The organism is Rhodococcus sp. BP-316 (assembly GCF_019836105.1).
Lineage (GTDB): Bacteria > Actinomycetota > Actinomycetes > Mycobacteriales > Mycobacteriaceae > Rhodococcoides.
Genome location: NZ_JABUEE010000008.1, coordinates 122,625 through 133,333, shown reverse-complemented (window position 1 = coordinate 133,333; position 10,709 = coordinate 122,625). Strand labels below are relative to the sequence as shown.

Sequence of the window (10,709 nt, the reverse complement as noted above, 5' to 3'; positions counted from 1 at the left end):
ATGGGGCGTCGCCCCATCTGATCCACCCTATCGAGCAGGGCGGCGCGCACGCCGCTCACCCGGGTGGTGTGAACGGCGCCTGTCTCCGTGGTGTGGACGGATCCCGTCATGAGCTCCGCATGGCGAGTCCGATACCCGTCGAGGTCAACGGCACGACGTCGATCTCGGTGCCGTCGGCGAAGCCGTCGCACGACTCGCTGTCGCCCCGGCCCGCGTCGGTGACCACCACGGCGAGATCCTCGAACTCCCCGGCGTCCACCGCCGACAGGTCCGACGGGGTGGCGAACAGGTGCGTCACCCACTGATCGAGCAGCACGTCCGTCAGCGACTCCGCCGCACCGTCCTGCACCAGCACAGCGGCGCCCGCGACACCGGCGACCAGCGCCCGCAGCGCCTGCGACACGGTCGAGACCGCCGCCGTCGCGAACAACCGGGACTCGTAGTCCACGGCGAGTCGATCGAGTTCGGCGGACACGATGCCGGAGAGCTCGTCGAACGTGAGCACGCCGACCGAGCCCGTCCCGGTCGGCAGGACCAGCGCCGGATCGGCTCCGTTCTGCGGGCGTGCCCGATCCGCGTACGTGACGGGGCGCGCGGAGAACTGCGCCACGTCGTCGGCGGCGTCGTCCACCGACAGGATCAGCGGCGCCCGACTCCCGTTGCGGGATGCGCCGGACAGCACGATCACGTCGGGTGCGACTCGGCCGATGTCCAACGCCGCGCCTGCCTTGAGGATCCCCCACCACAGGGCCAGGGTGTCCGTGTCGAGGCCGGAGTCGCCGGACCGGACCGCGACCGTCGACCCGGCACCGACTCCTGCCCCCGCGAGCCAGCGCGCCAGGCGGTTGGAACGAGCGTCGAGGTCGGCGTAGCTGACCTCGTTCTCGCCGATCACGACGGCGGGGGCGTCCGGATCCGATTCCACGGCCGACGCGAACGACGTGACCACCGACGGTCCCGAGTACGCCGCGGGAGTCGTGGGCTCCACCACGGGCGCCGCGGTGACCACCTCGGCGAGCGGCAGATCGGCGACGACGCGCGTGGGTTCGGTGACCCCGGCCCGCAGCACCGACGCCAGATGCCGGCCGAAGGTCTCCACCGTCTCCTCGTCGAACAGCTCGGTCGAGTACGTGAACATCATCGTCATGTCGCCGCCCGGCTTCCGCGAGCCGTCGTCGTCGACCGTGAGCAACAGATCGAAGTTGGCGGGCTCGAACGGATTCTCCAGTTCGGACACGGTGATCTCGGGCAGCTCCACCCGCGCCGGCGTGATGTTGCGGAACGCCAGTGCGGTCTGGAAGAGCGGCGGCACCGATCCCGTGCGCTGCGGCGCGACGGCGTCGACGACGGTCTCGAACGGCACCTCCGAGTGCGCGAACGCGTCGACGTCCACGCGACGGGCTGCGGCCACCAGTTCGGCGAAGCTCAGATCCTCGTCGACCCGCAGACGCAGGGCCACCGTGTTGACGAGCATGCCGACCAGGTTGTCGAGCGCCGGATCTCCGCGGCCCGCGAGAGCGGTGCCGATCGCGATGTCCGTCGATCCGGACAGGCGGGAGAGGACGACGGCGAGTGCCGCGTGCACCACCATGAATCGCGTCGCGTTGTGGTCGCGCGCCAGTGCCTCCACCCGGTCCGCCGCGAACCCGTCCACTGCGAAGTGGACGGACGCACCCTCGCGGGTGGGCGACGCCGGCCGCTCCCGGTCACGCGGCAGGTCCAGCTCCGGGGGCAGGCCGTCGAGAGCCTGCTTCCAGTAGGCGATCTGGGCGGACGCGACCGACTCGGCGTCGCGGGGCGAGCCGATGACGTCGCGCTGCCACACCGCGTAGTCGGCGTACTGGACGGGGAGCGGAGCCCACGCGGGGTCGACGCCCTCGGTGCGTGCGAGGTAGGCGGTGACGAGGTCGCGGGTCAGCGCCACGCGGCTCACGCCGTCCGCGGCGATGTGGTGCACGACGATCGCGAGCACGGCCTTGGTGGAGACTTCCGGATCTCGGAACACCGCGAGCCGCAGCGGGACCGCCGTGGTGACGTCGAAGCCGCGCGTCGCGAGGGCGACGAACTCGTCGATCCACCGCGCGGACGGAACATCCTGGACGGCGAGCTCGACGCCCGCCTCGTCGACCGTCAGGATCTCCTGCCGCGGTACGCCGTCCGTCTGCGGGTACACGGTGCGGAGGATCTCGTGTCTCGTGACGAGGTCACGAACAGCACGACGCAGTGCCATGAGATCGAGACGGCCTTCGAGCCGGATACCCAACGGCAGGTTGTACATCGGCGACGACGGGTCGAGCCGGTTGCTCAGCCACATGCGCTGCTGTGCGAGTGCCAGCGGAATCACATCGGGACGGGGACCCGCGACGAGCGCGGGTCGATCGGACGCACCGAGCTCGGCGACGACCGCCGCGAGACGCGAGACGGTGGTCGCATCGAACACGGCGCGGACCGGAACGTGCACGCCCAGTTCGGTACCGATGCGGGACGCGACCTGGGTCGCGACGAGCGAGTTGCCGCCGAGTCCGAAGAAATCGTCGTCCAGGCCGACGGGTGTGACGTCGAGGATGTCCTCGAAGACACCCGCGATCGCCTTCTCCACCCGCGTCTCGGGTGCGCGGTACGTGCGATCGGAGTCCTCGGTGACCTCGGGCAGCGCCTTGCGGTCGAGCTTGCCGTTCACGGTCAGCGGCAGACGGTCCAGCTCGACGATACGCGCGGGAACCATGTACGCCGGCAACAGCGAGGCGACGTGTTCGGTGACTGCCACCGCGTCGACCGTGGAGCCCGATTCGGGCACCACGAACGCGACCAGGACGTCGCCGGCCGGGCGCCGCACCACCGACGCGGCGGCGCCCGCGACACCGGGCGTGGACGCCACGACGGTCTCGATCTCGCCCAGTTCCACGCGGAAACCGCGGATCTGGACCTGGGCGTCAGCACGTGCGAGGTACTCCAGTGCACCGTCGCGGTTCCACCGCACGACGTCACCGGACCGGTACATCCGCTGACCGGCCAGGTACGGGTTGGCCACGAACCGGGTGGCGTTCAGGTCGGGGCGACCGACGTAGCCCTGTGCCAACTGATCACCCAGGACGTAGAGCTCACCTGGAACCCCGACGGGTACGGGCCGCAGGGCGTCGTCGAGCACAATGCCGCCGAGACCCGGGACGGGAACGCCGATGACGCTGCCCTGGGCCGCGGCCGCGAATGCCGCCGTCAACTCCTGGTAGGTGACGTGCACCGTCGTCTCGGTGATGCCGTACATGTTCACGAGCCGGGGACTGTCGTCCGCGTGCCGCGCGTACCAGCGCTGCAGCTGCGACAGATCCAACGCCTCACCGCCGAAGACGACGTGGCGCAGGGACAGCTCGGTGCCCGCACGGTCGCGCTCGGCCTCGGCGAGTTGATAGAACGCCGACGGTGTCTGGTTGAGCACCGTCACGCCCCGGTCGGCGAGCATGTCGAGGAAGTCGCCCGGCGAGCGAGCGGTCCAGTGGTCCACCACGACGACGCTGCCGCCCGTGGTGAGCGCGCCCCACAACTCCCACACCGAGAAGTCGAAGGCGTAGGAGTGGAACATCGTCCAGACGTCGTCGGGTCCGAAGCCGAAGTACTGCTCGGTGTTCGTCAGCAACGTCACCACGTTGGTGTGCGGGATCGCCACACCCTTGGGGTTACCGGTGGATCCGGAGGTGTAGATGATGTACGCGACGTCGTCCGGCCGCGCCACGGGCAGCAGCGCGGTGGACCCCGACTCCGAATCCGATTCCGCCGCCACGACATCGGTGTCCACGACGACGGTCAGGCCGTCGCGCCGCACCTGGTCCTCGAGCCGAGCGGAGACCACGGCGAAGCGCGCACCGGAGTCGGCCACGACGTAGTCGACCCGGTCGCCCGGATACTCGGGGTCGATCGGCACGTAGGTCGCGCCTGCCCTCATGACGGAGAACAGCACGGCGACCAGATCCACCGACCGGTCGCACACCACCGCGACCCGATCGCCGGACCGCACCCCCAGCGCGTACAGCCTCGCTGCAGCGGCGCGCGAACGAGAGTCCAACTCGCCGTAAGTGATCGACACCTCGCCGAACCGCACTGCACTCGCTTCGGGGTGGCTCGCCGCGTGATCGAGCACCCGCGAGACGATGGTGTCGTCGCCCACGGGACGGCCCTCGGACACTCGCTGGATCGACCTCTCGGCGACCACGCGGTCACTGGCGTCGAGCACGTCGATGTCGGCGACAGACACACTGGGATCGTCGACGATCGTGGTCAGCACCTGCACGAACCGGCGTGTGACGGCCTCGATGGTCGAGGCGTCGAACAGTGTCGACGCGTACGAGAACGTGGCCGGCATACCGGCAGGACGGCCCGCGTCGTCGGTGCGGTCGGTCATGGTCAGCTGCAGATCGAATTTGACCACCTGCAGATCGAGATCGACCGTGGACAGGCGCAGTCCGGTGAGTTCCACCGTCGAGTGACCCATGTTCTCGAACGCCAGCATCACCTGGAAGATCGGGTGACGCGACTCCGACCGCGCCGGGGACAGCACCTCCACGAGGCGCTCGAACGGCACGTCGCTGTTGGCGAACGCCTGCAGGTCACGCTCGCGGACGTGGTCCAGCAGCGCGTCGAACGGCTGGCGGCTGCCCACGGTGGTGCGCAGAGCCAACGTGTTGACGAACATGCCGACGAGGTCGTCGATCGCCGCGTCGCCGCGTCCCGCGACCGGGGTGCCGATGACGATGTCGTCGGTCGAGCTGATCTTGGCGAGCGTCACGGCCAGCGCCGCGTGCACCACCATGAAGAGCGTGGTGCGATGGCGGCCGGCCAGGTCGATCATCTTCGCGTGGAGCTCGGCGTCGATCTCGAACGCGTGCGCTCCTCCGCTGAGCGACGACCGGGACGGACGAGCACGGTCGATCGGGAGCGGCAGCAGATCCGGTGCGTCGCGCAGGGTCTCGACCCAGTAGCGCTCCTGCTGCGCGATGAGCGACGTGGGATCGTCCTCGGACCCCAGCACCTCCCGCTGCCACAACGTGTAGTCGACGTACTGCACGGGCAGCGGGGTCCACGTGGGCGCATAGAACGCGATGCGGGCGCTGTAGGCCGCCATCAGGTCGCGCGCGAGGGGCGTCAGAGACGCACCATCTGCGGAGATGTGGTGCACCACGATCGCGAGCACGTGATCGGTCTCGCTGATCTGGAACAAACGACCGACCAGCGGGACGTGCTCCGTGACCTGGAAGGTGGTCATCGCGAAGGAGATCAGCACGCCGTGCAGGTCGTCCGCGTCGACCGGTACGGGTGTCAGATCCGGTACCACGGCCTCGGGCTCGTGGGTGACCTGGACCGGTCCGTTCTCGGTGTCCGGGTAGGACGTCCGGAGCGCTTCGTGACGGTCGACCACGTCCATGATCGCGACCTGCAGCGCGGCGATGTCGAGATCGCCCTCCAGACGCAGGGCCAGCGGGATGTTGTAGGCGACGGACGACGGGTCGAACTGATTGAGGAACCACATACGCCGCTGTGCGAGCGACAAGGGCACAGGACCGGTCCGTTCACGGCGCACGAGCGGCATGCGGGTCTCGCCGCGCGCACCCTGCTGCAACCGGGACGCGAGCGACTCGACGGTGGGCGCTTCGAAGAGGGTGCGCACCGAGACCTGGGTTCCCAGAGCGGCGCCGAGGCGGGAGACGGCGCGCGTCGCGATGAGCGAGTTGCCGCCGAGAGCGAAGAAGTCGTCGTCGAGTCCGACCCGCTCGACGCCCATCAACTGCGTGAACACTGTCGCGACGATCTCCTCCACGACAGTCGTCGGCGCGCGAAATTCGCGTGTCGCCAGCACCGGCTCGGGCAGACGGCGGTGATCGATCTTGCCGTTGACGGTGACCGGCAGATGGTCGAGCACCACCACCGCGGCGGGGATCATGTGCGACGGTAGATGCTGCGCGGCGTGGCGGAGCAGTTCCGAGTGCTCGAGCGTGATGTCCGGGCGCAGCACGATGTACGCCGCGAGCACCGTGGCCCCGGACGACTGCTTGTGCGCCACGGTGACGGCGGTACGGACACTGGGATGCTCCGCGAGCACCGCGTCGATCTCACCGAGTTCGATGCGGAAGCCGCGAATCTTCACCTGCGAGTCGGCGCGACCGACGTAGATCAGGTCCCGATCCTCGGTCCACCGAACCAGGTCGCCCGTGCGGTACATGCGCCCGCCCGACTCGGCCCACGGCCCGGCCACGAAGCGCGTGGCGGTGAGGGCGAATCGGTTGGCGTAGCCGCGGGCGAGATCCACGCCGGCGAGATACAGTTCGCCCACCACACCCACGGGTACTGGGCGAAGTCGGTTGTCCAACACCACCTGTCGCGTTCCACGGATAGGGGAACCGATGGTCACGGGCGCACCGGGCTCCAGTGGGTCAGAGATCGACCCGATCATGGTGGTCTCGGTTGGGCCGTAGGCGTTCCGCAGCGCGGTGCGGGAAGCCCAGCGTGCCGCCACCTCGGACGGCAGTGCCTCACCGGCGCTGATGATGGACTCGATCTGCTCCAGCCCCTCCGGCTCGAGTGATCCCAGTGCCGCAGGCGTGATCACGACGTGCGTGACTCTCTTCTCGCGGATGTAGTCCGCCAGGTCCTCGCCGCCGAACACTTCCGACGGAGCCAACGCCAGCGTCGTGCCGGCGGACAGAGCCATCAACTGCTCGAAGATCGACGCATCGAAGCTCGGGGAGGCGACACCGAGGACGACGGACTTCGTCGACACACCGTACGTCACCGTCATCTCGCCGATGATGTTCGACAGACCGTCGTGACCGACCGTCACGCCCTTCGGCAGACCGGTGGAACCCGAGGTGTAGATCATCCATGCTGCCGTGAACGATCGCACCGGCGCCGTGCGGTCGGCGTCGGTCAGCCGTGCGGGCGAGCAGACGGCCAGATCGTCGCCGAACTCCGGATCGTCCACGACGAGCCACTCGATCGTGTCCGGGAGGTCCTTCACGTGTCTGCGTGTGGTCAGCCCGATCCGTGCGCCGGAATCACCCAACATGTGCGCGATGCGTTCGACGGGATAGGCCGGGTCGATCGGGAGGAACGCGCCACCGGATGCCACGATCGACCACGTCGCGTGGATCATCTCGACCGATCGACCGAGTGCGACCGCGACGACGCTCTCCGGTCCGACGCCCCGCGAGATCAGCAACCGGGCCAGGCGGTTGGAGCGCGCGTCGAGTTCGGCGTACGTGACCGATTCCGACCCGCACGTGACGGCCACCGTGTCGGGGGCGGCGTCGACGGCGCGGGCGATGATGGCGCCGAAGGTGACCTGCGGGAAGCTTTCGCCGCCCAGCGCGGGAACGAAACGCTGCCGCTCGTCGTCGGTCAGCACCTCGAGTGATCCGAGCGGAGCATCGGGTTCGGCACCGATCAGGGCGTCGAGGAAGCGCACGAAGCGGGCACGATGCGCGTTCAGCTGGTCCTGCGTGTACCGCAGCGGGTTCGCCTCGAAGTCGATCCGCAGCTCCCGACTGTCCGCGCCGGGATAGATGTTCAGCGCCAGATCCTCCACCGGACCGGTGGTCAGCACGTTGTACGAACCGTTGACGGCGCCGAGCCGCAATTCGTCGTGGAACAGCATGATGTTGATCGACGGACCGAACAGTCCACGCTGGGTGGCCGACTCACCGCTGTCTCGGCGGATGTCCTCGTGGCGGTATCGCTGACGACGCAGGGCGCCGGTGAGTTCGAGTTGCGCCTGGGATGCGGACTCGGCGACCGTGCAGCTCGGCGGCAGTGCCAGACGCAGCGGCACGACGTTGGAGACCATGCCACCCGACCGGCGCATGACCGCGGTCGTGCGAGCTGACACCGGGAGGCTCAGGACCGTGTCCTCGGCTCCGGTCATGCGGGAGACGAACGCTGCGAAGGCAGCGACGACGAAGGGAGCCGAGGCGGTCCCGAGCGAGGTCACGCGCGCGTCGAGCCGTTCTGCCAGATCGGTGGACACGAAACCGCCGGCGATCAACGCGGGCGACGTCGGCGGCGCTGTGACGGATGACAGCGACGGCGGGTCCGGGAGGCTGCGTACCTTCTCGGCCCAATACGCGGCGTCCTTCTCGAAGCGGTCCGACGATCGGTACTTGGCGTCGTCGACGTACAGGTTGTGAAGATCGACGGCCTTGGACGGTTCGGGCTCCTCGCCGTCCATCGCAGCCGTGTACAGCGCAGCCGTACGTTGGATCATCGTCATCGCGCCGAAACCGTCCAGCGCGACGTGATGGATGCGGGAGTACCAGAACCAGCGCTCATCGCTCAACCGAAGGACGTGGGAGACCACCAGTCGGTCGACCAGCATGTCCACGGGTGCGCTGTACTCGCGTGTCATCCACTCCATCGCCGCTGCTTCCGGATCGGACTCGGAGCGCAGATCGAAATAGGAGATGTGGTCGCGCATGCTCAGATCGACGTACTGGTACGGCTCGCCGTCCACCTCGGTGAGACGCAGGTAGCCCGATCCGAACTCGCGCCCGGCCCGGTCGAGAGCGTACTCGAGAACGTCCAGGTCGAGGCTTCCGTTCAGTTCGACATAGTGCGCGATGGAAATCGGGACGTCACCGGCGAGTTGCTGGGAGAACCAGATACCGCGCTGCGCTCCGGACAGCGGGAACGCACCGTCCGGAAGCACCGTTCCATCACTCGTCAGGGGACCTTCGCCGGCCGGTCCGCCATCGAACCGTGCACCGTCATCCACTCGTCTACTCCCCGTGATCTCTCGTGGCCCCGTGTTGACACACGGCACCCCGGCAGACCGAGTCCGCCTTCATGGCCGTCCAGACGACGATTCCCCCGTTTCGTCGTCCGCACTCGACGTCGTGCCCGTCGCTCTCACCCGGTCGTTCGTTACACATCAGAGGTGCCGTCACGACCCCGCCAGCTGCCACGGCTGTGAACAGCGGCGATGAAAATGCGTGATCGATGACGATCCTCTCGTTGTCGGGCAGCCTTTCATGTTAGTTGACGGTGACGAGTCCCACCCAATCACTCGCGGCGATGGGCTCTGCTGTCCACGCCGCCGTGAACGACATCGCGGCGTACTCATACCTCACACATCGACACTACCGCCGGGTAGCGACACGGGTCGGGTTGCTCGGCCACCGCGTGTGTCTCCGACACGGTGGCGAAGGCTCAGGACACGTGGGTCGCGCGCCCACCGCTGATCGTGGCGATCACCGGAACGGACCGCAGGTCGGCGTTCGACAGGACGTACGGGGACTCGGCGAGCACGACGAGATCGGCGGCGGATCCGACGTCGACACCTGCGCGCCCACCCGATGCCGCCCGCAGTGCGACGTCCATCGGCACCGCCTCGCCCGGATGCCAGGACGGTCGCTCGTCGTCGGTGCGGAACACGGCGTCGGCGACGGCCGACCGCGGATCGGGCGGGGAGACGGGAGCGTCGGACCCGAACTGCAGCAGCGCGCCGTGGCGGTGCAGCGAGTGGTAGCCGTACGCGATCGATCGTCGGCCGGACCACAGCACGTCGGCGACGTCGCGGTCGGTCACCGCGTGCTGAGGCTGGACCGAGGCGACGACGCCCAGCGCCGCGAACCGGTCCAGGTCTTCCGGGCGGACCTGCTGCGCGTGCTCGACGCGTCCACCGACGACGGGGAGAGCACCCGAGTCCATGAGCGCGCGCACGGTCTCGAAGGCGTCGAGCACGACGGTGTTGGCGCGGTCACCGATGGCGTGCACCGCGGCGGCGATTCCACCGCCCGCCGCGCGCGAGATCAATCGCACCAGCTCCGGATGGTCGACGAGCAGCAGCCCGTGTGCCTCGGCGTCGTGCGTCGCCGGCGCCGCGTGCCCCGCGTCGGGATAGGGGTCGTGGCAGCAGGCCGTCCGCGTGTTGAGCGACCCGTCGGCCATGATCTTCAGCGGCCCCATGCGGAGCATGCGGCCCGTGTCCGCGGCGACGTCGCCGGTCCGGTGGCCGGCCGCCAGTGTCTCCTCGAGCCACGTCGGCCACGTCGACGCGCTCACCCGCACTGCCGGACGACCGGAGGCGAAGCGCCGCGTCCACGCGGTGAGGTTGTCGTCGAACTCGAAGTCGAGGACCTCGGTCACGCCCCGCGCGGCGAGATCCTCGGTGGCCTCGCACACGTACTCGTCGAGCACGCCCGTACCGACACGCGCGTCGACGGCACTCGCGATCGCGATGGCGTCGTGATCGCGGAAGACACCGGTGGGGTGATCGACCGCGAGCTCGCGCAGCAACGCCGGGGAGAGCCAGACGGTGTGCAGATCCATGCTCGTCACCGCGACGGACACACCCGGCAGCGCGGCCTCGAGCATGTCCTTGTGCGGTGCGTCCGGCCAGAGGGCACCCCGGAAGCCCTGTGCACGAACGTCGCCGGTGAGGCCCGACGCCACCAGCAGGTCGACGAGATGCCGTGCACTGGTGGCCGCGCCGACGTCCAGTCGGCGGCGCGCGAGTGCCCACTGCGCCATGTGCAGGTGACCGTCGACGAACCCGGGCAGCACCACTCCCCCGCGCCCGTCGACGACGGTCTCGGCGGAGGCGGGAGTCAGTCGCTCCCCGGGTGCCGAGATCTCGCTCACCAGGTCGTCGACGATGCGGACGTCCGAGAGGTCGTCCCGCGCGGGATCGACGCGCACACGTTGCAGCAGCACGATGTCAGACCCTA

At 68.9% G+C, this 10,709-nt stretch carries 2 protein-coding genes; both read right to left on the bottom strand.

The window, feature by feature from the left end; genetic code table 11:
• Window positions 1-106: 106 nt before the first annotated feature.
• Window positions 107-8,689, bottom strand: a complete 8,583-nt coding sequence (locus HQ312_RS16520) for an amino acid adenylation domain-containing protein (protein ID WP_222639345.1) — start codon at window positions 8,687-8,689, stop codon at window positions 107-109.
• 500 nt (window positions 8,690-9,189) lie between these two features.
• Window positions 9,190-10,695: an amidohydrolase gene (locus tag HQ312_RS16515; protein WP_222639343.1), complete on the bottom strand. Its 1,506-nt coding sequence runs from the start codon at window positions 10,693-10,695 to the stop codon at window positions 9,190-9,192.
• Between the last annotated feature and the right edge of the window lie 14 nt (window positions 10,696-10,709).